Origin of the sequence: Streptomyces dysideae, from assembly GCF_001514305.1 — a bacterium.
Taxonomy (GTDB): Bacteria; Actinomycetota; Actinomycetes; order Streptomycetales; family Streptomycetaceae; genus Streptomyces; species Streptomyces dysideae.
Genome location: NZ_KQ949110.1, coordinates 79533 through 104294, shown reverse-complemented (window position 1 = coordinate 104294; position 24762 = coordinate 79533). Strand labels below are relative to the sequence as shown.

Below are 24762 nucleotides of genomic sequence, written 5' to 3'. Positions count from 1 at the left end.
CAACTGTGCGAGCGGGATGGCGGTGTCGGGTGCGTCGATCCATCTGGCGTCGGTGAGGTCGGTCAAGCGGAGGCTGGTCCGGCCGGCCAGCGGGTGCTGATCGGGCAGCGCGACGGCCAGCGGTTGCTCGGTGACGGCCATCGCCGTGAGTGGGCCGACGTCGGGGAGGTGGAGTGGGTCGTTGGGAGCGGCCATGCCGTCGACAAGGCCGAGGTCCAGGGCTGCGGTCGCGACTTCGCGGGTGATGGCCTCGCGACCAACGACACGCACCGTCACCTCCAAAAGGGGCTGTGTCTGGCGCATGTCTGCAAGCGTCCCGGTGAGCTGTGACGTCATGGCCAGCGGTGAGACGCCGATGACGATGCGGGCGGCGGGTGCTGCGGTCAGGCGCGCGATGTCCGCGCGGGCGGCGTCCAGTCGCAGCAGCAGCGGCCCGGCGTGCTCGAGCAGCCGGACGCCGACACCCGTCGCAGAGACCGGACGCCGCTGCAGCAGGACTGCTCCGAGGTCGCTCTCGAGCGCGGCGATGTGCTGGGACACCGCCGACTGGGTGTAGCCCAGTTCGCGGGCCGCCTCGGAGAAGGATCCGCAGCGTGCCACGGCCACGAACGTGCGGAGAAGGTGCGGATCCATGTCCATCAGTATCGCTAATGGAAGGGTCACAGATCATCGTTGGTGCTGGACTCGGTTGCCGGCGCAGGATGTCTGCATGCCTGAGCCTTTGAATATTTCGACAGCCCGTGTCGCGCTGGTGGGCGACCGCTCGCCCAGCGTGCGAGCCCACGCCCGTATCCCCGGTCTTCTCGACGCACTGGCCCAGCGCGACCAACTGGTCCTGGATGCGTACTGGGTCCCGACGCAGGACGCAGAATCCGCCGGCGCCCTTGCCGGGTTCGATGCCATCTGGCTGGTGCCCGGCAGCCCGTATCGCAGCGAGGCCGGGGCAATCGCGGCGGCCCGCATCGCGCGTGAGCAGGGGATCCCGTTTCTGGGCACCTGTGGTGGCTTCCAGCACGCGGTCCTGGAGTTCGCGCGCGACGTGTGCGGGCTCTCCGGCGTTGACCATGCGGAGAATCAACCGGAGGCGGACGACTTGCTGATCGTCCCGCTGGCATGCTCCCTGGTCGGTCACGAAGGCGCGGTCAAGGTAGAGGCAGGATCATTGGCGGAGCGTGTCCTGGGAGCTGAGCGGACTGTCGAGCGGTACCACTGCTCGTATGGCCTCAGGCCGGTCTATCTGGATGTGCTGCGTGCGCACGGACTGCGCTTCAGCGGCGTTGACGAGGCGGGTGACGTGCGTATTGCCGAGCTGCCGGGCCACCCGTTCTTCCTCGCCACCTTGTTCCAGCCGGAGCTCGCGGGAGACGGCACCCGGCCCCACCCGATCATCCAGGCGCTGGCCGCAGCAGCGGTCGACCATGCCGCCAGGGGCTCTGCGCCGACGCTCACCTGAGCTGAGCCGGTTACGGCTCGTGCGTGGACATGGTGCCGTCCCTGCGCCGACTGACGTCGGCGGCGTAGGCGGCCCAGTCCCCGGCGGATGCTTGCTGCCACTGGACGGCGACTTTGATGTGGACCCCGAGCATTCGGGCGAGGATCGCGGCGGGGACTTCGGTGGCGAGGGTGAACAGCGCGGTGGAGCGGTCCTGCTTGGGCCGGATCCCGATCTTGTGGAGGCGCTGGCCGATCCGGTCGTTGTCGTTGGAGACCTTCGGCCGCGAGTGCGATGATGAACTGCGCGAGTTGCTGCACGACACAGATCTGGCCCGCCACTACCCTCCCGCGTTGGAGACCACCCTCGCCTCGGACGAGGCGAACCGTGCCGCCGTGCAGGCCCTCGATGAACCGGCGGCCCGGGAGCTGGCCGTCGCGGTCGCCAGAGCGCTCATGGCCGGCGCACTGGCCCGGGCCGGCGCCGACGCGGAGTGCACCGGCGCCGAGCGGGACCGCATGGTCGAAGTGATCACGGCCAGGCTGGGCGGCGACGCGCGGATGCCTGGCGGCCGGGCGGCGGCGTTGCTCGGGAAGCTCGCCCTACGCGTGACGACCCAGCCCGCCCTCAACCTGTGGCGGGGGCCTATCACAGGAGGAGCCACCCCGTTCCTCGGTGACATCCTCCGCTACCAGGCCAGGGGGCAGGCCCTGCGCGACCACCTGCACCGTGCGATCACCGCCGACGACGGACCGACCGTGCTGATCGGACACAGCCTCGGCGGTGTCGCGCTCGTCGACCTGCTTGCGCAGAGCGCCGCATGTGGAGCGCCCGTCCGGGGACCCCTGCTCCTGGTGACTGTCGGCTCCCAGGCCCCCTTCCTGCACGAACTGGGCGCCCTCGCCGGGCTGGATCCGGACGACTCCCTGCCCGACGGCTTCCCCCGCTGGCTGAACGTCTACGACCGGCAGGACATGCTTGCCTTCCTCGCGGAACCAGTCTTCCCCGGCGACGCCAGGGTCACCGACCACGAGGTGAGCAGCCGCCAGCCGTTCCCCCTGTGCCACAGCGCGTACTGGAAGACCGGCGGTGTCTACGACGGAATTGCGCGAGCCGTGGCGGAGATTGAGTGACCGACCTGAACAGCATCCTCCCTGAGACCCTGTGCCCGGAGCGGACGTTCGCGTTCGTCGTCGGCGTCGAGCAGTACGAGCTCAGCCCGGGCTGGAACCTGCGAGGCGCGGCGCGCGACGCCCTGAGGTTCGCCCAGTGGCTCACCGGCCCGGGACAGGTGCCGCCGGACAACGTCCGGCTTCTGCTGTCGCCCCTGGACCTGCAGTGCTTGGACTGGTCGGCCACCCCGCAGCTCGCCGCCCTACAGGACCGATGGAGACCCGCCACCGAAGAGAACGTACGCAACGCGCTGTTCCGCGAACTCGCCGAGTGCGACGGCGACATGCTGTGGATCTACTGGGCCGGGCACGGCTTCCTTCGGAAGAGACAGATGATGCTGCCGTGCGCCGACGCTCATCGTGGGGAGATCCGACACCTCAACCTTGACTCCGCCCTGCACTGGTGGCGCACCGACCTGGTGAAGAGCCGCTGCTTCCCGCTTCAGGCGGCCCTGGTCGACGCCTGCCGCGTCGAGGTACCGCGAGGCAGCGCCCTGAACTTCGGCAGTATCGACTACGGGGGCGGCACCCTCCAGGCCGGACGGCGCCAGTTCGAGCTGTACGCCTCCCGCGAGGGCGAGGCCGCGAAGAACGACGCGGAACGCGCAGCGGGCCAGTTCACCGACGTGCTGCTCAGCGAACTCGCGGACCGGACCCTGCTCGACTCCGTGGCCAGCCTTCCGGACATCGCCCGCCGGATCCATCGGCGCTTCGAGGAACTGCGCCGCAACAATGAGGGCTGGCAGCTTCCGCAGTTCATCCGGGATCGTGACTGGGCCGAGTGCTCCTTCCTCGACGGGCCGCAACCTCTCCCGCCAGCTGCCGCCCGGCTCGACCAGCTCGCTTGGGACGGCCTCGGAGCGGTGTTCGCGGACCGCACCCTGCCCCGTGACACCTACGACGCCTACGCTTGGGCGTTCACGGTCACCGGGTGCGCGGCTCCGGTCCACGAGGGGCTGCCCGGACAAAGCCTGATCGACATCGCCAGTGACCTCGACGAACGGCAGGGGCGCCGGCCGGATACCCCGCTTACCCTGCCGTTCGTGCGCTTCCTGGCCGACCGCGTCCGGGATACCGATCCGGACTGGGCCACCAGGCTGTGTTCGTGGGTGGAGCAGACCCGTCAGCGGTTGGGCGCACAGCCCCTCCAGCCGCCCCCGCCCTCGGCCCGCAGCACTGTGCTGCACCTGCGCCTGGATCCCGCTCCCGACAGCGAGGACTTCCATGTGGCGCGCATGTGGCTGCGCCGGGACACCACCGCCACGGTGATCTGGGAGTCGCAGGGCCCATTGACCCTCGATCAGGTCCGCGAGGAGCTGGGCCGCCAACTCAGGTGTACGGCACATGCGTTCGGCGCCGCGTCGGCCCCGGACGCGCACACCTGCGTCGAACGCGTCGAGTTCCATGTGCCGTTCGAGCTGCTTGAGGTCCCCTTCGACCAGTGGGCCATGCCCGCCCGGCGAGGCCGGACCCGCCCTCTCGGAGTCCTGTACCAAGTCGTCGTCCGCTGTCCGGAGGAACGGCAGGATGCCCGAGCGGCCTGGCTGCGCAAGTGGAGCTGGCTGCGGACCCAGGGCGGTCGGTTCCCGGACTCCGTCAGCGTGGTGACGGACCATCAGATTACCGACATGCTCGGCGTCAACCTCGGCATCGCGGAGGCACCCGCCTGCGTGGTGGCCTCGGGCAGCCGTACGGCGGACGTGCTCGACGCGACACTGGAGGGCGGTGTACCGGTAACTGTGTGGTGGCGCGACGGTGGCCCGGCGGCGCGCGGTGCCGAAGAACCGGAACTGGCCGCGCTGCTCGACCCCGCCGACGATGGCACACCGACGACGAACGTGCTGACCCTGCCCCGGCAGGTCCACGCCCTGCGCCGCACCCGGGCCTCGGTCGACACCGAAAGCCGGCTGGCGCTGCTGTGGGACGATCCCGACCACACGATGGACGTCCGGTCCCTGCACGGCTCGGCGGCAGCGGACCCAACCCGACCATAAACCAGGGGGTGCCTCGATGGCGGGGACGGCGAAGGACTGGTGGCTCTACCAGGGGACTGGTGACACGACGGAGCGCCGCGAACGGCTGAAGGCCACACCCGCACCGCCGTGGAGGGAGTTCACCGACACATCCGATCCCTTGTGCCCGCCACCTGTCAGTCCTCTCTCTAGTTACGACATGAACATGGCCTTGAAGTGCACTGCTTAGAGTTCATCGAGGATACTTTGGTTCGGTGTTTGACCTGGGATGGTATGGCTAAGTTGCTCGACCTCTGGTCTCGCTTAGGTTCGCTGAACTGCTGTGCTGTGGTTACCCCGAGGATGTTGGAGATGGAGAGAGGATTTCCTTGGGAGCGCGTCGACTGACGCCATGTCAAAATGTACCCTTTGGGTGATTACTCCGATCTTTCTGGTATGTCGAATCCCCTGTTGGCATGAGGCTGCTGCCCCCGCGTCCGGACGTAGGTGCGCTGCTGCTCGGGGTGGGTGGTCGGGGTCGGGCGGTGCGGGTGGAGGAGATGGTCTTGTTGCGGAAGGCGGAGACCACACTGTTCCGGTCGGACCGGGATCTCATCGTTGAACACGGGTGGAGTGGGTGAGGTCGAACAGGTCGCGGATCGACTGCCGTTGCAGGAGGCACGTGAGCTTGTCGGCGAGGATCTCCTCTAGGTGCATCACCGTCAGGTCCGCGGCGCAGTCGGAGCGGTCGCTGAGGCCCACGAGGGCACCTGATCCGCGCGGGCACCCGACCGCACGGGTCGGCTCCAGCACCCAGGTGCGGCGGGCGGCCGGCAGGCAGCGGTGTGCACGCGGACCGCTTCATTCGGTAGCTTCGGTCGCCGCCCGGTCCGCGGGCGGCGACCAAAGCCGACCCGTATCCGCGGCCGCCGAACCGGGCGGTGCGCCGCGAACGCCGAGGAGCGAGATGCAGTTACGCCCCCATCAGCGCGAGGCCCTGGAAGCGATCGAGGCCGGTGCCCGCGCGGGCCTGCGGAGGATGACGGTGGTCTCCGCGAGCGGCAGCGGCAAGACCTTGATCGCCCAGCGTGCCGCCGAATCGGTCGCGCCGACCGGCGCGACCGTGGTGCTGGTGCCCACCAAGGCACTGGTCGTGCAGACCGCCTTGAAATGGCGCGAAGCCGGCTACCGCGGCCTGCTGTTCGGCCTGTGCTCCCTGTCCCAGCACGACAGCGGCATCCCCTGGCAGACCGTACGCATGACCAGCGATCCCGGCACGATCCTGCCCGCCGTCCAACAGCGGCGCGGTGCCGCGACCGTGATCGTGACCTATGCCTCCCTGCGTCACCTGACCGACGCCCGCGCGCTCGGCGCCATCCGCTGGGACCTGCTGATAGCCGACGAGGCGCACCGCACGTGCGCCGGCTTCGCGGACGGCTGGGGAGCCGTCCACGACGACACCCTGATCCGTGCCACCACCCGCCTGTACATGACCGCGACCCCCAGGATCTGGGCCGCCCGCACCGGCACTGCCCAGGACACCGGTCGCGTCCCGCTGGCCACCATGGAGCACCAGGAGGTGTTCGGCCCGATCGTCTACCGCCTGGGCCTGGCCGACGCCATCGCGCGTGGCATCGTCGCCGACTACCAGGTCCTGGTCGTCACCGTCGACGACACCGACCGCGACCTGCTCGCCATCCTCAACGACCCCCACCCCGCCGGCAGCGCCCACCTGGACGGACTGCGCAACGCCGCCGTCCAAGTCGCCCTCCTGCGCGCCGTCGCCGAACACAGGCTCCGGCGCATCCTCGCGTTCCACAACCGCGTCGAAGCCGCCGACGGCTTCGCCCGCACCCTGCCCACCACCGCCGCCAAGGTCCACGAACCGCTGCGCCGCACGCAGCTGTGGTCCCACGCCGTCACCGGCGAGCAGAACGACACCCTCAACCAGTCCCTGCTGGCCGCCTTCGACGACCCGGCCCACGACGTCGCCGTCCTGTCCAACGCCCGCCTCCTGAACGAGGGCGTCGACCTTCCCGACCTGGACGGCGTCGTCTTCGCCGCTCCCCGCTACAGCACCATCGACGCCGTCCAAGGCGTCTCCCGGGGCCTTCGCCAGCCGCCGGGCGCAGGCAAACTGTCGTCACCCGGTCTTTCTGAGTGTTGCTGTGGCTGTGAGCTGGGGCTTCTCAGTTCCTCTGGGTGATGTTCGTGGTGCCTTTGGGGTGCTTGGAGTGTGGGGCTGGGTGATGCGGTGTCTGCCTGACCTGCGCGTACGTGGGTGTGTGCAGGTTGATCGAGCAGGGTGCAGTTCCAGTGAGCTGCTACTCGTTAAGACAGGTCAGGCGGTATCGGGGTTGGTGAGGTCGTCGAGGGTGGATCTATCGGCTGTGCTTGTGTGCTTATTCGTCGCTGGTGCTGCCGGTCTGCGGTTCGAGGTCGATTTCGTGTAGGGCCAGGATGAGGTGGCTTTCGACGTCTGTGGTGGCCTCGAGGGTTGCCTGCAGTTCCTGCCGGCCACGGTCGAGGAGCGTGTCGACTGAGGGGCTGACGGGGGGCGCGGGGGGAAGGGCGGCGGCATACAAGGCGGCTGTCAGCCTGCCGTCGACGTCGGTGGTCGTGTCCAACGCGTTGGTCAGGCGCTGCATGGCCGAGGCCAGCACGCCATCTACCGGTTGGGCGGCACTGCGCCTGGGCGAGTTGCTCACAGCGCACCTCCTTCGTCCTGTTCCTGGAGCATGCGCTCGAGGCTGTGACGCGCCCGGCGCAGGTTCTGCCGGACGTTGGCGCTCGGGACTCCCAGTGCTTCGGCCGTCTGTGTGGGCGTTGCCCCGTCGATCTCGAAGGCCATTACCGTGCGCTGCAGAACAGGAAGCCGCCGCAGCAGCTGCACGAGGTCGATCTGCTCGGCGATGTCGTTGCATGGGGCAGGCACGCCCGCTTCAGGCAGGTCGGCGGGATCCCAGGACCAGGTTCTTTCCTTGCCTTTGGCCTTGAGCCACATGCGCCAGGCGGTGGTCCGCAGCCAGGCCTCGGGGTGTGTCACTGACTCCCAGGCCCGGGCCAGTTGCACGAAGGCGCTCTGCACAGCGTCCTCAGCGTCGTGCCGACTCGCACCGGCGGCGATCAGGAATCCGACGGTCGGAACGAAGCGGACTCGGAAGAGGGCCCCGTACTGCTGTTCCTGTTCGAGTGACAGACCCTGCTGCTCCTTGGGCTGCCTGGGCCGTTCTTCGACAAGCAGCCCGGTGTCCCGCTCGGGCTCGGCACGTGTGCTCTGCAGCAGCGCACGCCAGGACTTGACGGTGGGACGCCTGCGAAGCAGGGCGAGCCGTTCTCGTTCGGTCATGCCGCCCCACACGCCGAACTCGACTCGATTGTCGAGTGCGTCGGCGAGGCACTCAGTTCTCACGGGGCAGCCGGTGCACACCACCTTGGACCGGTCCTGTGCCGTTGACTGCACGAACAACTCGTCCGGATCAGCAGTACGGCAGGCCGCCTGTGCCGACCATTCATTCACCCACGATGGCACTGCCGCCCCCTTGCTTCCCAGCCGCCCGTGGGCCGCCGACTTCAATGGTGATCTTGTCGTGTTCGTCCATGACCCGGCTGCCGCTGGGCAGTCCCCGGATCATTTCGCTGCGATGCCTGCTGCGGGTACGGGCCATGCTGGTGCGGCCGTGCACCCGGATCCACATCCGCAGCACGCTGGTGAGGTATCCGGCCCCGGCGGCGAGGGCTGCAATCTCATACTCCGGCATCGCTGGGGCTCCTGATCGGTGAACGCGGGCTCGTCTTTCGAGGGTGAGTGCCTGTGAGGGGACCGTTGCGTGACCTCGATGCCAGAACTTTTTTGAGTTTCTTCCTTCCGGCCATGCAGAGCAGGGCAGTTGGGCATGCCGGGCCGAGCAGCTGTGGCCGCGTCAGTTCATGCGGGAAGGATGCCCACCGCGGAGAGAAGCTCCTGCTGGGTGGTGTGGAGGGTGGTCCATCGGGTGCGTTGCCGCTCAGTCCACCGCTGGAGGGCGGGGGAGTAGGGCTGGCCGGTGTGGTGGTGCAACTTCGCCTGCTGGTAGGTGCGTTGCCAGATGCTGGGCCAGGGTGCGTTCCACCAGGGGTCGAGGTCCTCAAGGACTCGGCTGGTGGTGGGGGAGAGGCGGCCTTGGCGGGCTGCGCGGCGTTTTTGCACCAGCCATCTGCCGAGGGGGAAGCCGTCGTGGTGGGTGTCTGCGCTGGGGGAGAGGTGGCCGTTCAGGGCGGCGTAGGCGCGGGCGTGGGCGAGGCCTGGGCTTATGGGGTAGACGCGGCTGGTCCGGCGGCGGGCGGCGGCTTCGGGGGTGATGTCCAGGTCGGTCAGGAGTTGTTGCTGTTGGGGGCGTAGGTGGGGCCAGGCGGCGTGTTGTGCTCTGATCCAGGTTCGTACGTCGGCCGGGACACCGTGGGGGCGGGTTTGTGTGGTGCGGGCGCGGGCGCAGGCGCGCTGCCAGGCCAGGTCCCAGGGCGGGTTCCACCACGGGTCGATCGCGGCGAGGGCCTGGTGGCGGGCGCTGGGGGTGGTCTCGCGTCGGGCCTGTTGGCGTTGGTCGTTGAGCCAGCGGCCGAGAGGGAAGCCGTCGTGGACGGTGGAGTAGGACACGGCCAGGGTGTGGTGGGTGTCGGCGTAGTCGCGGGCGTGGGCGAGGGCGGTTTCTGCGTAGGGGTTGAGGGGCCGGGTGCGGGCGCTGTCGCGGGTGAGGCCGATGTCGGCCAGGAGGCGCTGCTGGCCGGGGTGGAGGTCGTCGTGGTGGTTGCGTTGTGTGCGTAGCCAGGTGCGCTGGGCGGGGGCGAAGCTGCGGAAGTGGTGGTCGGCGTCGAGCCGGTGGCCGGCCTTGATCTGGTCGTGGATGTGCTGCCAGGCGCGCTGCCATGCCAGGCTCCAGGACGGGCACCACCAAGGGTCGATCCCGGTCAGGGCCTTCGCTGCGGCAGACAGAAGGGCGCCCCGGTCGGCGTCGGTACGGGCGTGCTGGCGTTGCCGGCGCAGCCACCGCCCGAGCTGGAAGCCGTCGTGGACGGTGTCGACTGCGGCGGCGAGGGTGCCGTGGATGGCGTGGTAGGAGCGTGCGTAGCCCAGGGCGGTGGCGAAGTCGGCCTCGTTTTCGGCGGGCCGGGCGGCGGCGCCGTGGGCCTGGGCCGCGGTGATTCCGATGCGGGCGAGCAGGTCGTGCTGGTCGGGTTGGAGGGTGTCGTACTGGGCGCACTGGGTGGTCAGCCACGTGGCGAGTGCGCTGGTGGTGCCGGGGAACCCGGCCGCGGTATCCAGGACGTGACCGCCGTCGACGTGGGTGCGTGCCTGGTGCCAGGAGCGCTGCCATTCCAGCGTCCAGGGCGGGTTCCACCAGGGGTCGATCGCCGACAGTGCCAGCGCGCGGGGGGAGGGGGTGCCGTGACGTAGCTGGTGGGCGCGGTCTTTGCTGCGCTGGTTGGACAGCCACTGCCCCAGCTTCAGCCCGTCCTGGATGGTGTCGGTGGTCGCGGTCACCAGCGTGCCGTGGGTGTCGGCGTAGGCGCGGGCGCAGGCGAGGACGCGCTGGAAGTGGGTGGCCATGTGCTTGCGGCGGGGCCGGGCCGCCTGTACGGCTTCGTGGGTGAGGCCGATGTCGGTCAGGAGGCGCTGCTGGCCGGGGTGCAGGTGGTCGTAGCCGGTGCACTGGTTGTAGAGCCATTCGCCCAGGCCGAAGCCGGTGGTGGGGAAGCCGTGTTCGGGCCGCAGGGTTCCGCGGGCGCGGCTGTGGTCGCGGGCCTGGTAGTAGAAGCGCTGCCACATCACCGTCCACGGCGGCCGCCACCACGGATCCAGTGCCTCGAGTTCCGCGACGTGTTCGGGTGGCATCGCGGGGAATTTCCGGTGGTTCGACAGCCACCGGCCCAGGGCAAAGCCGTTGAACCGGCTGTGGATCGGTGCGGCGAGATGGCCGTGGACGGCGGCGTAGGCGCGGGCGTGTGCCAGGCCGGTGGTGAAGGCCTGGTCCGAGGTATGCCGAAGCCCCAGGTGCAGCCGCGTTGCGCCCGCGGCCTTCTCCGGCTGCTGTGCGGCGTCGCGGTAGGCGGTGAGTTCGCGGGCGATGGGCCGGGGCCGGTGCGCCATGTGCAGCGTCCACCGCCGGTCGGCGACAGCTGCGTCCGCGTCGGCCCGTACGCAGTGCTGCACCCAGAGCAGCAAAGGACCGGCCGAGGTCGAGGCGATCCGCTCGGCAAGCCACGGCCGGTTCGTGGCCCGCGCCAACTGGCTGACCAGGGCAGGGGTGTGGGCAAGCGTGTGGGGCAGGTGTCCGCCTGTGTCGGCGAGCAGCCGCTGTCTGGTGCGTTCGCTGGTGAGGACCGAGGTGAGGGCGACGGTCTCCGGGTAGGTGACCGCGTCCCGGGCCAGCAGCCGCCACCAGCCCGGATCAGCCCCTGGCGCCGCGAGCTGCAGTGCCCGGCGCGGCCACTGCTCTTCTTCGGGCCACTGCTGCGCCCACCAGGAGACGATCACGGCATGCGCGACCTCGAACGCGCGGGCGGCGTCCGGTCGATGGCGCAGCAGATCCAGATGCCGCCGGTGCGCCGCGGCCATCTGCGGCAGCTCCGCCAGGTCGACCTGTTCGGTGTCGGCCGGCCCGCCGTCGATCCAGTGGGTGCCGAGCATCCAGCGCCGGTGGCGCGGGCAGATCCGGGTGTGCGGCTGCAGATACACCCGGGCGGGCTTGGTACGTCCGGTGCGTGCGGCCGTGCACAGCCGGCATCCTTCCCCCGCGGACGGCACCACGGCCCCGAAGCGGAACCGCCCGGCTGCACCCGCCCCGTCCGGCGAGACGGGCTCTTGGGCGGTCCAGGCGGGCAGGGCCCGCTGAAGGATCTCCTCGGGCACGCGGCAGAACGCCGATATGCGGGCGCGGGCTTCGGCGTTGAGGTACACCTCGCCGTCCGTCCGGTAGCCCTTGAACAGGCCTCCGCCGACCTGGAGGAGTGCCGGGATGAGGTCTCTGACCCCGAGGCGGTAGCGGTCGGCCAGCCGGTCCAGGTACGACAGGTTCGTCTCGCCCTGCAGCGGCGCGAGCCGCACCGGCCCCGGACGTGCCGCAGCCGTACGCGGCGGCTGCGGCTGTGGTGAAGGAAAGTCATGCATCAGGGAGCAGAAGTCGTTCCTGGCGGGGTCGGATGTACCGGCATCCGACATGGCCAAACGGGGAATCGGTAGGGACGGTTGAGGCAGACACCGCCGGTCAGGGCTGGCGTTGCGAGGGCATCCGGTGGCGGTGTGGTGCCCGGGCCCGTTGTTCGGCGGCGCTGTCGAGTTCGATCTGTTCGAGCAGTTTCTTGGTGATCTTCTCGGTGCCGTCCAGCAGGGACACGAGGGCGGCTTCGCGGATGAGGTGGGAGAGGCTGCCCATCCGGCCGCCGGTGCGGGCGTGCAGGTAGGCGGCGTGTGTGACCAGCGTGCCGGGCCGGTGCCGGCGCAGCCGCAGGGCGCTGTCCATGCCGTGCACCAGGTCGTGCCAGATCTGCTTGTCGTCCGGGCTGCCGTAGCGCAGCGGCTGGTTGCGCACGATTTTGAAGCGGCCGGCGAGCTGGGAGCCGCGCACGCCGGTCAGCAGCGGCGAGGATTCGACGTCGATGCCGGAGTAGACGAAGGTCGCCGGGATGCGCTCGCCGAGGTACTTCAGCTGGTCGGAGGTCTCGGCGCCAGCCCGGCTGCGGGTGTCCATCAGGTGTACGTCGTCGACCAGGACCAGCTGGGTGCCCATCTCGCACAGCAGCTCGCACACGGCGTTGGTGATCTGGATCTGGTTCATCCGCTCCAGCATCGGCAGGCCGAGGAAGCGGGCGAACTCGCTGATGAGCATCTTCGGGGTGGAGGACGGCGGCACCGTGATGAACAAAACCGGCAGACGCCCGTCCTGGTTCGGGTGGCGGCGCCGGTCGGCGAGTTCGACGGTGCGCCCGAGCTGCTGCATCGCGGTGGTCTTCCCGGTGGTGGCCGGCCCGGAGATGATCAGGCCGCGTCTGGCTCCGCCCTGCTGGCCGCGGTTGAGCAGCAGCAGGCGGCGTACCGCGGTGGAGATGGTGTCCATGGCGGGGGTTTTCAGCACCACGAACCGTGCGTGGTAGTCCTCCCGTTGCTCCAGCGTCCATTCCTGGTCGTCGGCGTCCCGTGCCGGTGCGTGGGGCGTGTCGACGAACTGCTGCCATCCGTCCCACGTGGTCAGCGGACTGAAAGTGCTCGTGGTGGCGGGCTGGGCCGCTGTCACCATGCCTGGGCCTCCTGGTACGGGTCGTAGATGCGCATGCCGCCCGCCCCGGCGGCGTCCACGGTCTGCTCGGCGGCCTGGTCCTGGGTCGTTTCGGCCGTCGGCTCGGATGCTTCGGCCTCATCCGCGTGGGCTGCCGCGGCGTCCTGGCCGTCGGCGAGGGCGGCGAGAAGGTAGTCCTCGTCGTCCTGGTTGTCCTCGATGTCGTCCAGGCTGTCGTCGGCGTCCCAGCCGTCGGCATCCTGAAGCGGGACGGTGAAGGAACCGGGCAGCCCGAACGAGGCCCCCGGCGCGAGAGGCGCAGGCCACTGCTGCGGGGTGGTGGCGGGGGAGGGATCGGTCATCTGCGCGGCCGCCTGGGCCCGGGCGGCTACCGTCCGCTCTCGCCTGCTGCCCAGTCCCTGGCTGGCACGGCGCAGCAGCGCATCGAGTGCCTGGGCGATCGCCGCCTCGTGCTCTTCACGGCCATGCCGGCGTTCCACGGTGCGGCGGACGTGGTCGAAGGTGAACGCGGTGAACGGGCGCCTGACCGCCCCTGCGTGGACCCACGGCACCTCGAGCCATCCCTCGGGCAGGCGCACCCACACCCGGTTCGGATCGTAGGGGTTGTGGTGGACCTCCCACCGTCCGTTCTTGTCCGCCCGCGGTGAGCGGCGGCGCCGGTAGGGGTTCAGGCCGGGGTGGTCGTAGGTGCGGTAGCCGAAGCGGACGCCGTAGTCGTTGACGGCCTGCCACCGAAGAGGCAGCAGCTCGACGTAATCGTCGGCGGACAAGGGCACCGGTACATGCCCGGTCACCGCCACCAAAGCCGCCCACATCTCGTTCGGGGAGACGGCGACCCGCGGCATCATCGGGTGCCGCAGCGCCTCGTGCCGACGCTCCTGCCACCCGCAGATGACCCACTCGTCCAGCAGTTCCTGAAGCTGCGTCAGGCTCCAGCAGGCATCCTGCTCCGCGGCCGCGCCCCGCTGGGAGACATCGGAGCCGGTGTGGCCCGGCAGGTACTGGCTGAACCCGTCGGCAATCGCGCGGAAGGTCCGCTCCACGTTCCCCTTCGCCGGGCCGTTCGCCGGCGGCACCGGCTGCACCGACACCCCCAGGCTCTCGCACGCCGAGACGAACGACGCCGACACATACACCCGGCCCTGGTCCACGACCACCGTCTCCGGCATGATCACCGGCCGGGCGGCAGCCTGCTCCAGCCGCGCGTCCAACGCGATCAGCCGCTCGTAGGGGATGACCGACCGCTGCATGGACAGTGCCGCATCCCAGCCCGGCCGCATCGCCACCGGCACCACCATCTGCGCCAGCAGCATCGCCGCGTCCACCGACGTCGTGCCCACCGGACGCACCACCGCCGCGCAGATGCTGCGCGTCGCCACGTCCAGCGCGATGCACAGTTCAAGACGGCCGGTCACACCGTCGTCCAGGACCGCCAGTACATCCAGCGGCGTGCTGTCCAGCATCACCAGCTCACCCGGCCGCAGTGCCACCGTCGGCGTGAAGGGAGGTGCCGGCCGCGACGCATGCCACCGCCGCTGTGTGGCTGTCCCCAGCAGCCCCTGTCCGTCGGCCACCGCGTGCACCAGCCGGTTGAACGTCGACGCCGGCGGCAGGGCCACCGCCCCGGCGCCGTACTCCTCCTCCAGCAGCCACCCCACCCGACGGCGCAGCCGCACCAGCGTGCCCGTCGACCGCTCCCGCTGTCCCTCCAGCCCCTTCCTGACTGCCGCGACCACCCGCTCATCGGCCCGCCCCACCGCCGACCGCTGTCGCACAGCCCGGCCGTCCACCAGCCCCCACAAGCCCTCGCTGCGGTAGCGCGCCCGCATCCGGCGCACCGTCGCCGCACTCGCCGCCCAGCCCGCCGCCCTCAACTCCTCGGCCTTCGCCCGCTCCCGCTGCGCCAGGCTCCGTGTCGCCGGATCGAACTGCTCACGCGGGGCGCCCTGCCCGACCGCATCAGGAAAGCCGGTCTCCACCTCCCGCACATGCCGCTGCCACGCCAGAGCCCGCTCCCGCACCTGTTCCGGCAGCGCCTCCAGCAGGCCGAACGGCGGCACCCTCCCCGGCGCCGTCCCGCCTTCCACCTCGAAGGACGGATCGGCGAACAGGTAGGGCAGCAGCACCACCGCCGAGGCGCCCTCGTCGGTCACCAGCGTGGCCCGCGCGCCTTCCAGCACGGCGAGCGTCCATACCCGTCCGTCGTAGCGAAGGCGCGCCCCGACCTCGACAACAGCCTGCGTCACGCCGCTTCGGCCTCCTGCCGTGCGACCGAGACGACGACACGCTCGTGCAGCGGTTCGTCCAGCCGCACCCGCAGCACACCGCTCCACAGCGCGTGAAAGACCGCAGGCCACACGGCGATCGGGTCACCCAGCTCACACACCGCCTCCACCGCCGGCCGCGGACTGGCGAACACCTCCACCAGGGCCGGCATCCGCGGCCCTGCGGCGTACCGGGGATGCCGGTAACCCGCCAGCCACCGCACATTGGCCACCAGCACCGGATCCGGCGGCCCCGCGAGCCGGTAGGACCAGCCCGCTGCCTTGGCGGCATCCGCCACAACCCGTGCCCGCGCCGCAAGCCGGGCAGAGGGCCCGCTGCGTCCGGCGCAGTCGAGCAACAGGCCGCTGCCGTCCTGAAGCCGGGCCATCAGCTGCGGTGCATGACCGACGACCTTGCTTTCCTCACGCCACACCAGTTCCACCGGCCGGCAGACCAGCGCCACCACCGCCGGATCCCGGTCCAGCAGCATGAGCTCGGTCCGCATGACACCGGACCCGTACGCCACCAGCCGCCCGGTCGTCGACGACCACCACCAGCCCGGAGCCACACGCCGCCCGTACCGGACGGGAAACGGACGTATCGCCGGACCGTCCTCGAAGACGACGTCCTGCGCAGCCTCAAGCCACGGGAGCTGGTGTGCGCGCCCCAGCGGGTCTCGAAAGCGTGCATCGAGTCGGCTGGCATCTACGGCTGTATCGCCGCCGCCTCGAACAGCGTCGTTCGTCGCCTGCATGCATGCAGTCAACCCAAACTCAAGTCCTCGCCGCCGCAGCCGAGTTGACAGAAATATCCCCTGCGTCTTGGACCGCAGCCCATTGCCATCACGAGCCGGCTGCCTGATGAGACCTTGCTTCATAGTTGGCCAGGAATCTGGCCAACCTGGGGGTCTGCTGCGTCGTGCTGGCGTCCCGCCGCCGACCCAGGGGCCGAGGGGACATCCCCGGCTTAACGCCGGTCGCATCAAGGGCTGCGTACGGACACGAAGCGAAGCAACGGGCCCTCCTCCTTCTCCGGGGTGTAGATGCCGACCCCCAAGACGATCTGCGACGGGTCCGCCTCACCCTCGTCGACGGAGCCGTCCTCCCCTTCGTGAATGGGATACAGGAGCACCGCCCCCAGGAGCGACAACGCCCCGTCGGCCCGACCCACTGCAGCCTCGACCGCAGACTCGTGCGACGGCTTCGTGATCCTGCCGAAGCTGTCCCCCCGGTCGGCCCGACGCGCTCGGCGGAAGAGTGGCAGCGATTCAAAGCCGAGAACCGATGCCGTGGGTCCGTCACCATCGGGTTGCGGCACGACCAGCAGCCACTGGCCCCCGGGCTCCCGCCCCAGCTGCTCCAGGTAGCGGAGGTGCGGGCGCAACTGCGGCCCGGTGCCCTCCAGCTCGGAGAAGACATGCATCAGGCGGGCGTGCGGGACCAGGCCGGTGCGGGCGCGGAGGGAGGTGGATCGACCGCTGAGCACGCGGGGCTCCGCCAGGACGTCCAGCAGTGGCCGCCACTGCTGGACGTTGCGGGCTTTCGCCGCCGCGTCCACGGGGTGGGCGAGCGGCTCGATCCACCGGCCGGGCGAGCGGATCTCGACCAGTTCGGCGTTGAAGAGAGCGTTCCGTCGCTGCTCCGGATCCACCGCGCCCAGGTGCTGCGCGAGCAGCGGGGGCACTTGGGCGGGCGTGAGCTGTGGCCTGCCGTCGACTTCGACGGCGTAGCGCGCCAGATCCTCCTGGAACGAGAGCTGGTCGCGGAAAATCGCCGCGAAGGCGTGGAAAAGGCCCCCATCGGCATCGTTCGGGACCCGCGCGAAGTAGAGCCGCATCAGGTCCCGGTAGCCGATACGGAAACCGGCCCAGCGTCCCATCCCGGCCAGAACCACCGCGCTATCAGTGTGGGGCCCCTGGTAGATGACGGTCAGACCCTCGACGGTGCCGCCGCCGGAGAGCCGTGAGCCGCAGACGAGGATCTTCCAGATGTGCCGCCGCGTGAAGTCCAGCTCATACCCGCCACGTTCGTCGTGTGTGGATCCGCTCTCGATCACGACGGCGTTGCCGTCGGAGTCGATCCGCGACCACGCAGCAACGACGTACGGTACGAGCTCGTCGAAAGACTCGGGGACGGGCAGCCCGTCGGCCCGCTCGCAGGAAACGGGCTCGACGTCCCTTTCGTACAGCTCGCGGAGCCGTCCCAGACCGTCGGCCCGGTCGTAGGAGCCCTCATACCAGAGGCGGCGCAAGCGCGCTGCCTGTTCCCGCTTCCGAATGACGCGATCAGAAGAGTTAACGATCATGGTGTGGTGGCGATAGTCGGTTCTTGCTTCGCCCCCGCCACGCGCGGCCCGGTACAGCTTCACCGCGCCGGTCAGCACGAACATGTCCATCGCCTGTCGTTCGCCCTGGTCATCGTCCTTGTCACGGAGCACGAGGTTGCGGACGTGCGCCTTCTCCGGAGAGTTGGCGAAGGTCCGCCGCTCCTCCGGGACGTCCGAGTCGATGTCGTGGAAGTCCTCCACACCCACGTAGCCGGCGGGGCGCGGCAGGGAAACGATGAAGTCCCTCGGGAACAGGTCCTCCGAGGCGGCTGGGTCCATGAGGGTGCCGACGAAGGGTGACGTGGCGTAGGCGACGTACTGCGCCCTGGGCAAGAGGCCCAGCAGTTCCGCCATGGCGGTCTGGACGGACGTGAGGCCCGCCTTCCCCGTTCCGGTCGCCTTCCTGTGGGTGTTCACGACGCCCGGATCCCACTCGGTGCCGTCGTCGATGATCAGCGTGGGGATCTCCGCCAGCGGCGTTTGGATGCTCTGCAGATCCTTGACCAGCTTGGACAGGATGGTCTTGTTCTTCTTCACGACCATGAGCCGTACGGCCGTGGCGTGCAGGTTCTCAGGATCGTTCAGCGGCAGCTGCGGCATCCGCTTCTCGAACTGGAGCGCGGCGAGGCTCTGGCGCAGGCCGGCGTAGTCGTTGTCGCGCGTCGTCAGACGGGCGATGTCGAACGATCCCTCCGAGGCGGGACGTCGACCGTGCCGCAGGAACCCGTCCGCCTTGAACCAGTCGGGATCGTCCCCGTACTCGGAGTCCTCGGACTCGTCTGCGCCGCGCAGGATGTTCTCCCGCCCCACCAGATCGCGGTCGAGGGTCCGCTGCCGTTGGTACCGCAGCGTGTTGCTCGGTCCCGTCAGCACGATGACCAGGCGGTAGCCCGCGTCAACCGCCTTGGCCACGGTGCCGGTGATGTGGGCGCTCGCGCCGGACCCCACGGGCGTGATCACCAAGCCCTTAGCCTGGTAGGCCTCCGCCGCGCTCGGGTCGGCCAGCTTCTCCACCACCTGGTCCGTCGCCTCGTCCAGGTCTGCCACCCTCGGGTCCGCCCACCCCCGCCGCCTCAGGACGTCGACGTACGCGGGCCAGTACCGCCCCCGATCGGGCCGTGCCTCCGGGGCGTACCACCGGGCGAACGACGACCGGATCACCACGGGCCTGCGACCGTCCCGGAGTCCGGCCTCGGCGAGCAGCTTCCCGATGCGCCGCGCAAGCTGATCGCGCTCCTGCTCGACCTGGGCCAGCTCCTGCTCGCGCTGGTGCAGCCGGTGGCGCAGGGAGTCCAGCTCGGCCGCGGTACCGTCCGTGTCTGCGAAGGCCCGGCTGTCCTCCAACTCGCGCAGGCGCTCCTCCAGCTCGCGCCTGCTGCGCTCGAGGAGCCGGATGCGGCTCGCCGGATCCAGGCGGCTCTCTTCGTCCTTGCGGAACAACGCCCACACCCGGGCGGTCTCCTCCTCGGACAGCGGCGGCCGAGGGGGCTCGCCCGCGTCGTGGAGGAGGTTCTTCACGAAGTCCTCCTGCGCGGGCCGCTCGCCACTGAGCGTGCGGCTTACGGAGCTGGCGGCGCGCGCTTCCTTGTTCGCGTACGTCCGCAGGGGCATTTCGAGCCTCTGAAACAACTCGCGCAGAGCAAGGGCGAGTTCCCGGCGCTCCGGGCCCGCATCCGGGTGGAGCGGGCCGAGGGCGCCGGCCCCACTTCGACGTCTACTGGTCGTCACTGACCCAGTGTCGGCCACCACTTGGGCCTGTCAGACTGTTGCGCACGAATTGGCAACGCGTTGCCCTCCATTGGCAACTGTTGCGCGCTGCGCACCACCCTCCGCACGCCTCAAGCTCGCAGCATGACCCAGACGGCTCCAGAAGCTCCCCAGCGCAAGACCTCCCGCCTACGCCGCGCCGCCGCGGTCGTGATCCTCGGCTTCATCGGCGGAATCGCCACGGGCCTGGGGCGCACCGCAGGGGCGGAGCTCCCGAACTGGCTCCAGCTGCTGCTCTGACAGCGCAGCGATGTGGTGACGACTGATCAGAGGCCAGCTGCAAAGGTGGCCAAGTAGGAGTCAAAGCACACCTGGTCCGTCGCGGCGCTGCCGCACAAGAGCGCCCAATGGCTAAATCCAGGGTTAAATAATGCTAGGGTCCGTGGTGGAGGTGGCGATGGCGGACCGGCCGAGTCAGGATGAGCTGTTCGCGGCGGTGGATGAACTGCTGGCGGGTGAGCCGGAGTTGCCGTCGCCGACGGAACGGGCCCGGCTGCGGGAGGCGGCCGGTGTCACGCAGGCGCGGCTGGCTCAGGTACTGCGGACGACGACGCAGACGGTAAAGAACTGGGAGAACGGCCGCTCCGAGCCGCGCCCGCCACGCCGTGAGGCGTATCTGCGGCTGCTGGAAGGCTGGGCGGCCAAGCACCCGGCCGAACCGGTCACCGAGCCCGTGCCGGAGACCTTCACCGGTCCCGCGCCCGCACCCGAGCAGCCTGCGCTCGCCGACAGGCCTGCTGACGACGCGGCGCCTGGCCACGGGAGCTCCCCGCGCCTCCACCGTCCTGCATCTGCTGCGTCCGGTCCGGCCGGCGCCTCGAGGTCGGCGTCGACGTCACGGCGTCCGGCCAGCCCGAAGGCGGCCGCACCCGTAGCCGATTCACGCTTCCCGAACGGCCCTCTCGCGGTCCTGGATGGGGACGGCACGGCGTACTGCCTGGGCGGTGTGCTGCTGGACTGCCCGGCGACCACGGTCCCGCAGCTGGTGGAGTGGGTGCTGACTCTCACGGTCCTGTCTCGTGAAGTTCTCACCCAGGTGTCATTCTCGATGAGTACCAGGAGCGTCTGTATGCAGGGGAAGTGGGGGAGTTGCTCCTGACATTGGACGAGAATGACTGACGCATGGCTATGAGAATTGCCTGTTCAGCTCCACGAGAATCACAATACGAGGGCGGCTGTGACCTGCGTCTTTGCTCTATAGGTGGTCTTCAAGTATGGCCTCCACTCGATTTCGCGCCGGGCTGTGGGTGCCGCCCCGCCGTGACGGCTCCCTATCGGTCGGCATGCTGAGCTGGCGGATAGGGATGGCCTCGGCGAACTGGGCCAGGTTGTTGCCGAACCCGCGTCAGCCTCGCGCGCTAGTCCTGCGACGACGAAGATTGAGCCCGTTTCATCCTGAAGTTGCTGGTCGCGCGGCTGGTGTGAGTGCGGTGTCCGGTTCTCGTGCAGGTCGTGGGCGGTTGCCGAGCATCGTGATCGTCTGACAACGAGGCCAGATGGCTTCCGTGGTCCGGCTGGCGACGTGCGCGACGGATCGAGATCTCGCTGTTCAGGTCTTCCGTGGAGGGTCAGTCTTTGCGGATGCTGAGCAAGTCGCCGGGCTGGCAGTTCAGTTCGCGGCAGATCGCGGTGAGGGTGGAGAAGCGGATCGCCTTCGCCCGGTCGTTCTTGAGAATGGAGAGGTTGACGACTGTCACCCCGACCCTGGTCGCCAGTTCGGACAGGGTCATGCCGTGCTCGGCCAGCAGTCGGTCCAGGTGGACCTGGACCCGATGCTCCTCTTCTGGTGGCATCAGACCAACCCCTCGGTATCGGCGCGCAGCTTCGTTCCGCGCCGGAAGACTTCTCCCAGCGCCAGGACGAGGAAGGCCAGCAGCACGTACTCGCCGGTGAAGGTGACCGAGAACGGGATCTGTTCGGCCATGGAGGTACCGCTGACCAGCATTTCTGTGGTGAGCGCCGGCAGTACCGGGGCGAGGAGGGCCTGCACCAGTACCGCGAGTCCTATGACGCTCAGGCGTCGGGCGTTCACCGGCACGAACACGTCGCCGCCGCGCAGGGTCCGGGCCATCTTGAAAAGGAGGGCCAGGATGAGGAGCAGGAGCAGGCTGCCGACGATCTCCGGCAGGGCGAGCAGCAGGCACTGACTCAGGTCGGGGTCGGCGAAGACGAGATCCGCCCGGTGGGCGCCGGTGAGGGTCATACCGTGGCCCGTTACCGCGTCGGTCACGGTTCCCGGTACCCGGGGCGGCGTCTCGGGCTCAACCTCTCGGGTGTCCATCGGATCTATCAGACCGGCCACCCCGAGGGCCGGAAGCAGCACTCCGAAGACGCCGACCAGCAGAGCAGCCAGGCCCAGAGCTGCCTCCAGCAACCGGCTGTCGGTCTGGCTCCACCAGGACTTGGCACCCATGATTCCCCCTGTCGACCGGCAGCATGCATATCGTTTATCAATACCAACGATAAACGATATGCCTTGTCAAGGGAATGTACCTGCACAGCGAGCCTGCCCACCCTGGCGATCTCAAGGTCCGTGAGGACGAACAGGGCCCGCAGGAGCCTGGTCGCGTGCCGGGCGTGGAGATTGACGCACTCGTGCTGCTCTCGGACGTGATCGTTAGCAGGTGGTTCGTCTGCCACGGGCCGGTTCGCGGGTTCTGGGGCGGTCCACCCGAGGCGTCTCGTAGGTTCCGCAACGGGAGGGAGGCGCATAGTGGACGTGCTGACGTGGACGATCGAGCGGCGGATGCGACTGACCGAGCGGGCCGAGTTGCTGCGCAAGGAGCTGGCGGAGATCGACGCCGAACTGGGCCGGCTGGAGGCGGCCGAGGTGGTGTTCGGACAGTGGGCCGAGGCGACGGACGGGGGACGGCGGCCGTCGGGCATCGTGGAGCCGGAGCCGGCGGTGGTGACGCACGGGGCGGGTGGGATGCGGCTGACCCCGGACCGCGAGGAAGGCATGGGGGCGGAGGTGCTCACGCCGGAGTACCGGCGGATCATGGAGATCGTCGCGAAGGCGTCGGGGCCGGTGATGGCCAAGGACGTCGCGCTCGCGCTGGGTCGGGAGAACACCCCGGCAAAGGTCGAGCCGGTCCGCGGCCAGTTGCGCAAGCTGTCCGACCGGGGCTGGCTGACCCGGACTGGCTCGGGACGGTACCTGCCGCGTTGATCGCCGGCTGGGGCAGAGCGGCCGATTCCGGCCGTAACACGAGGGCCCCCAGCGGGAGTTGGCGTTTGTGTGAAGAAACAGCCGCCCGCCGAGGGCTCTCCCGGTGTTGTCTACCAGGTCCGGCTTCCTGTGTCGAAGCGGACTGTCGATCTCGTCGGCGGACTGATACGCCGGCGCCGCAAGCAACTGGGCACGCGCTGGCGCAAGGCCGCTCCGGGCACGCAGGCGATCGTCGTGCTGGCCGTCCTGCGCCACGACCAGCGCCTGGCCGACATGGCCGGCGGCAACTCCGTCTCGGCCGCAACCGTCCGCCGCTGGGTCCTGGAAGTCATCGACCTGCTCGCTGCCCGGGCCCCGCGAATGGACCGCGCCCTGAAGAAGATCGCCCGTCGGGGCGGTGCGGTGGTCCTGCTGGACGGCACCCTTGTGCGCACCCGTCGCCGCACCGGGGCGGACAACCGCAAGAACTACAGCGGGAAACACAAGGCCCATGGCCTGCTCTTCCTCGCGCTGACCGATGAGAAGGGAAACCTGATCTGGATCTCCTCCGCCCGCCCTGGCCGGGCCAGCGAGATCACCGCCGCCCGCCACGACCACATCACCAGGCATCTACGCGAGGCCGGCCTCGGTGCCCTGGCCGACCTCGGCTTCGTCGGCCTCGACGACGACCCCGACGATGCTCCGGTCATCATCACCGGCCGCAAGGCGACCCGCTCCCACCGCCTCACCGACGCCGAGAAGGAGGCGAACCGGCTGGTCAGCCGCGAACGTGCCGCCGTCGAGCACGGCTTCGCGAACCTGAAGACCTGGCGCATTCTGACCAAGGTCCGCATGAACGCCCATCACGCCACCACGCTGCTACGGGCCCTGCTCGTTCTGGCGAACTGCGAAGTCCAGCGGTGACAGACGATCACCCGACGGCGATCACTCCACCTGTCAGCACGAGCACCGCATCACGGGCTCACACCAGTACCGCAACCTGCGAGTTCAAGATGAAACGATCTCATTGGAGTTCCGTGTCCCCCGCTCGCGCGGGCTTTACCTCAAGCGTGAACCGATGCTGGCGTCACGGATCGAGTCACTCCCGCTCGCGCGGGCTTTACGAGACGGAGGCCGAGAAGATCGGCCTCATGCGCGAGTTACTCCCGCTCGCGCGGGCTCTACCGCGGCGGCTGCGGTGCGGACGCTCTTGAATCCGGTCTACTTCCGAGCGCGGGCGCTGCCTGCACCCCGACTCCGAGGTCTGGCTCACCGGCGAGTCACTCCCGCTCGCGCGGGCTCTCCAGGATCGTGCGGGGCCGTTCGGCCAGGGCGGTCGGGTCACTCCCGCTCACGCGGGCTCCAACTTCACCTCGACTCAGGGGACCTTGCCCCGGTTAGTTACTCCTGCTTGCGCGGGCTCTGCAACGCGGCGGTCACCGTCCTGGACAGGAAGTCTGGGTCACTCCCGCTCGCGCGGGCTCTACTATCGGCCGGAGTCACTGGTGTGGCTGGAGGGCGAGTCACACCCGCTCACGCAGGCTCTACCCCAACGTCGAAGTGAACTTGGAGTATATCGCCGAGTCACTCCCGCTTGCGCGGGCTCTACGCGGACGCAGTCGTCCTGACCACCTATGCCACCGCGTCACTCCCGCTCGCGCGGGCTCTACGAGAGGTCCTCCAGCCAGGATCCGGGGATCTTCGAGTCATTCCCGCTCACGCGGGCTCTACCTGATCGAGGGCGGGCCCACCCTGCACCCGGCCGCGTCACTCCCGCTTGCGCGGGCTCTGCCCCAACGTCGAAACAGACTCGGAGACATCGCCGCGTCACTCCCGCTCGCGAGGGCTCTACGTCCTCGAACACACCACCGAGGACTGGTACCACGCGTCACTCCTGCTCGCGCAGGCTCCACGGCGGGCTGCCCTGCCGGCCGGATCTCGGCCTTCGGAAGCACTCCAGCCCAGCGCGGGCCGTACCCCTGCGTCTGAACACAGAGGGTCAGAAGGCCGAGTCCCTCTCGCGCGGGCTCTACGTCCACCTCAACCCCCACGAGGTCCGCCAGATCGAGTCATCCCCGCTCGCGCGGGCTCTAACGGAAGCCGATTGCCTCCCAGAGGGCGGCGATCGAGTCATCCCCGCTTGCGCGGGCTTGACGTGGTGGTGTTGCCAACCGAGTCCCGGCTTCGAGGCTACTCCAGCCGTGTGCGGGCTGTGCCCTTGTGTCTGAAGACAGAGGCCAGGGAGCGGAGTTGCTCCCGCTCGCGCGGGATTTGCCCCAAGTTCGCCCGGCGCGACGGCTTCGGTCTATGGGCCAGGCCCGCCCGTGCGGGCTCTACCGCGAGGTCGTCGGGAAGGCCGCGACAGTGGCCGGGGCACTCCTGCTCGCGCAGGTTCTACGGCACGGGTGTCGCCAGCCGGGTCTCGGCC

Annotated in this window: 20 protein-coding genes and 2 pseudogenes; 8 read left to right on the top strand and 14 right to left on the bottom strand. The window is 69.4% G+C overall.

Features of this window, described 5'->3' with window-relative positions:
- Positions 1 to 633: LysR family transcriptional regulator (locus AQJ91_RS38840; RefSeq protein WP_199848140.1), on the bottom strand; the 633-nt coding region annotated here is incomplete at its 3' end.
- Positions 634 to 709: 76 nt separating this feature from the next.
- Between AQJ91_RS38840 and AQJ91_RS38835 the strand changes: the two genes are divergently transcribed.
- Entirely contained in the window at positions 710 to 1453 is a 744-nt protein-coding gene (locus AQJ91_RS38835; protein WP_067031660.1) for a CTP synthase C-terminal region-related (seleno)protein, read from the top strand.
- 10 nt (positions 1454 to 1463) lie between these two features.
- Here the strand turns inward: AQJ91_RS38835 and AQJ91_RS38830 are convergent, their stop codons facing one another.
- Positions 1464 to 1757, bottom strand: a complete 294-nt coding sequence (locus AQJ91_RS38830; RefSeq protein ID WP_234383300.1) for a hypothetical protein — start codon at positions 1755 to 1757, stop codon at positions 1464 to 1466.
- Positions 1758 to 1785: 28 nt separating this feature from the next.
- On the opposite strand from AQJ91_RS38830, the gene AQJ91_RS38825 reads away from it, so the two are divergent.
- Positions 1786 to 2565: an RBBP9/YdeN family alpha/beta hydrolase gene (locus AQJ91_RS38825; RefSeq protein ID WP_159054756.1), complete on the top strand. Its 780-nt coding sequence runs from the start codon at positions 1786 to 1788 to the stop codon at positions 2563 to 2565.
- Complete coding sequence (locus tag AQJ91_RS38820) at positions 2562 to 4598, top strand: VMAP-C domain-containing protein (protein WP_067031654.1); 2037 nt, start codon at positions 2562 to 2564, stop codon at positions 4596 to 4598. Before AQJ91_RS38825 ends, AQJ91_RS38820 begins: the two co-directional genes overlap by 4 nt.
- A gap of 570 nt (positions 4599 to 5168) precedes the next feature.
- Here AQJ91_RS38820 and AQJ91_RS50920 read toward each other — a convergent pair.
- Positions 5169 to 5318, bottom strand: a complete 150-nt coding sequence (locus tag AQJ91_RS50920; protein WP_079085545.1) for a nucleotidyl transferase AbiEii/AbiGii toxin family protein — start codon at positions 5316 to 5318, stop codon at positions 5169 to 5171.
- Positions 5319 to 5523: 205 nt separating this feature from the next.
- Between AQJ91_RS50920 and AQJ91_RS38815 the strand changes: the two genes are divergently transcribed.
- Complete coding sequence (locus AQJ91_RS38815; protein ID WP_067031651.1) at positions 5524 to 6762, top strand: DEAD/DEAH box helicase family protein; 1239 nt, start codon at positions 5524 to 5526, stop codon at positions 6760 to 6762.
- A gap of 196 nt (positions 6763 to 6958) precedes the next feature.
- Here the strand turns inward: AQJ91_RS38815 and AQJ91_RS38810 are convergent, their stop codons facing one another.
- The 9 genes and pseudogenes from AQJ91_RS38810 to AQJ91_RS38775 form a co-directional block, all read right to left on the bottom strand.
- Positions 6959 to 7264 carry a hypothetical protein gene (locus tag AQJ91_RS38810; RefSeq protein WP_067031648.1) on the bottom strand — a complete coding sequence of 102 codons (306 nt, stop codon included), beginning with the start codon at positions 7262 to 7264 and terminating at the stop codon, positions 6959 to 6961.
- Positions 7261 to 7800, bottom strand: a complete 540-nt coding sequence (locus AQJ91_RS56615; protein ID WP_407696988.1) for an RNA polymerase sigma factor — start codon at positions 7798 to 7800, stop codon at positions 7261 to 7263. Before AQJ91_RS56615 ends, AQJ91_RS38810 begins: the two co-directional genes overlap by 4 nt.
- Positions 7795 to 8088, bottom strand: a pseudogene (locus AQJ91_RS56610) (WhiB family transcriptional regulator); the annotation flags it as partial. The pseudogene AQJ91_RS56610 and the gene AQJ91_RS56615, both read right to left, overlap by 6 nt.
- Positions 8069 to 8317 carry a hypothetical protein gene (locus tag AQJ91_RS52855; protein WP_067031645.1) on the bottom strand — a complete coding sequence of 83 codons (249 nt, stop codon included), beginning with the start codon at positions 8315 to 8317 and terminating at the stop codon, positions 8069 to 8071. The gene AQJ91_RS52855 and the pseudogene AQJ91_RS56610, both read right to left, overlap by 20 nt.
- A 167-nt stretch (positions 8318 to 8484) precedes the next feature.
- Positions 8485 to 11754, bottom strand: coding sequence for a Helicase associated domain protein (locus AQJ91_RS38795; RefSeq protein WP_234383299.1), 3270 nt, complete (start codon positions 11752 to 11754; stop codon positions 8485 to 8487).
- Positions 11755 to 11800: 46 nt separating this feature from the next.
- Positions 11801 to 12829, bottom strand: coding sequence for a TniB family NTP-binding protein (locus AQJ91_RS38790; RefSeq protein ID WP_067031639.1), 1029 nt, complete (start codon positions 12827 to 12829; stop codon positions 11801 to 11803).
- Positions 12823 to 15075, bottom strand: coding sequence for a DDE-type integrase/transposase/recombinase (locus AQJ91_RS38785; protein WP_067031637.1), 2253 nt, complete (start codon positions 15073 to 15075; stop codon positions 12823 to 12825). The genes AQJ91_RS38790 and AQJ91_RS38785 overlap by 7 nt, the downstream gene beginning before the upstream one ends.
- The gene (locus tag AQJ91_RS38780) at positions 15072 to 15848 is read right to left on the bottom strand and encodes a TnsA-like heteromeric transposase endonuclease subunit (protein ID WP_234383304.1); all 777 of its coding nucleotides are present in this window, start codon (positions 15846 to 15848) and stop codon (positions 15072 to 15074) included. The genes AQJ91_RS38785 and AQJ91_RS38780 overlap by 4 nt, the downstream gene beginning before the upstream one ends.
- Before the next feature lie 227 nt (positions 15849 to 16075).
- Complete coding sequence (locus AQJ91_RS38775) at positions 16076 to 19147, bottom strand: Z1 domain-containing protein (RefSeq protein ID WP_159054755.1); 3072 nt, start codon at positions 19145 to 19147, stop codon at positions 16076 to 16078.
- Between the two features lie 123 nt (positions 19148 to 19270).
- On the opposite strand from AQJ91_RS38775, the gene AQJ91_RS54065 reads away from it, so the two are divergent.
- Together AQJ91_RS54065 and AQJ91_RS38770 are read left to right on the top strand one after the other, a co-directional pair.
- A complete protein-coding gene (locus AQJ91_RS54065; RefSeq protein ID WP_159054754.1) occupies positions 19271 to 19426 on the top strand; it encodes a hypothetical protein in 156 nt (51 codons plus the stop codon).
- Positions 19427 to 19583: 157 nt separating this feature from the next.
- A pseudogene (locus tag AQJ91_RS38770) lies at positions 19584 to 20186 on the top strand (helix-turn-helix domain-containing protein); the annotation flags it as partial.
- A 568-nt stretch (positions 20187 to 20754) separates the two neighbouring features.
- Here AQJ91_RS38770 and AQJ91_RS38765 read toward each other — a convergent pair.
- Both AQJ91_RS38765 and AQJ91_RS38760 read right to left on the bottom strand, forming a co-directional pair.
- Entirely contained in the window at positions 20755 to 20979 is a 225-nt protein-coding gene (locus AQJ91_RS38765) for a helix-turn-helix domain-containing protein (RefSeq protein WP_067031626.1), read from the bottom strand.
- Positions 20979 to 21599: a DUF2975 domain-containing protein gene (locus AQJ91_RS38760; protein WP_067031623.1), complete on the bottom strand. Its 621-nt coding sequence runs from the start codon at positions 21597 to 21599 to the stop codon at positions 20979 to 20981. The genes AQJ91_RS38765 and AQJ91_RS38760 overlap by 1 nt, the downstream gene beginning before the upstream one ends.
- A gap of 300 nt (positions 21600 to 21899) precedes the next feature.
- Here AQJ91_RS38760 and AQJ91_RS38755 point away from each other — a divergent pair, with 300 nt between their 5' ends.
- Both AQJ91_RS38755 and AQJ91_RS38750 read left to right on the top strand, forming a co-directional pair.
- On the top strand, positions 21900 to 22355 hold the full coding sequence (locus AQJ91_RS38755) for a hypothetical protein (RefSeq protein ID WP_067031620.1): 456 nt from the start codon (positions 21900 to 21902) through the stop codon (positions 22353 to 22355).
- 69 nt (positions 22356 to 22424) lie between these two features.
- Entirely contained in the window at positions 22425 to 23258 is an 834-nt protein-coding gene (locus AQJ91_RS38750) for a transposase family protein (RefSeq protein WP_067031617.1), read from the top strand.
- Positions 23259 to 24762: the final 1504 nt, after the last annotated feature.

What these genes read in the sequence shown, in the direction of transcription:
- AQJ91_RS38760 (WP_067031623.1), bottom strand. Translation starts at nt 21,599, where the DNA reads ATGGGTGCCAAGTCCTGGTGGAGCCAGACCGACAGCCGGTTGCTGGAG.
- AQJ91_RS52855 (WP_067031645.1), bottom strand. Translation starts at nt 8,317, where the DNA reads ATGCCGGAGTATGAGATTGCAGCCCTCGCCGCCGGGGCCGGATACCTC.
- AQJ91_RS38795 (WP_234383299.1), bottom strand. Translation starts at nt 11,754, where the DNA reads ATGTCGGATGCCGGTACATCCGACCCCGCCAGGAACGACTTCTGCTCC.
- AQJ91_RS38780 (WP_234383304.1), bottom strand. Translation starts at nt 15,848, where the DNA reads ATGCAGGCGACGAACGACGCTGTTCGAGGCGGCGGCGATACAGCCGTA.
- AQJ91_RS38835 (WP_067031660.1), top strand. Translation starts at nt 710, where the DNA reads ATGCCTGAGCCTTTGAATATTTCGACAGCCCGTGTCGCGCTGGTGGGC.
- AQJ91_RS54065 (WP_159054754.1), top strand. Translation starts at nt 19,271, where the DNA reads ATGACCCAGACGGCTCCAGAAGCTCCCCAGCGCAAGACCTCCCGCCTA.
- AQJ91_RS38765 (WP_067031626.1), bottom strand. Translation starts at nt 20,979, where the DNA reads ATGCCACCAGAAGAGGAGCATCGGGTCCAGGTCCACCTGGACCGACTG.
- AQJ91_RS38815 (WP_067031651.1), top strand. Translation starts at nt 5,524, where the DNA reads ATGCAGTTACGCCCCCATCAGCGCGAGGCCCTGGAAGCGATCGAGGCC.
- AQJ91_RS38790 (WP_067031639.1), bottom strand. Translation starts at nt 12,829, where the DNA reads ATGGTGACAGCGGCCCAGCCCGCCACCACGAGCACTTTCAGTCCGCTG.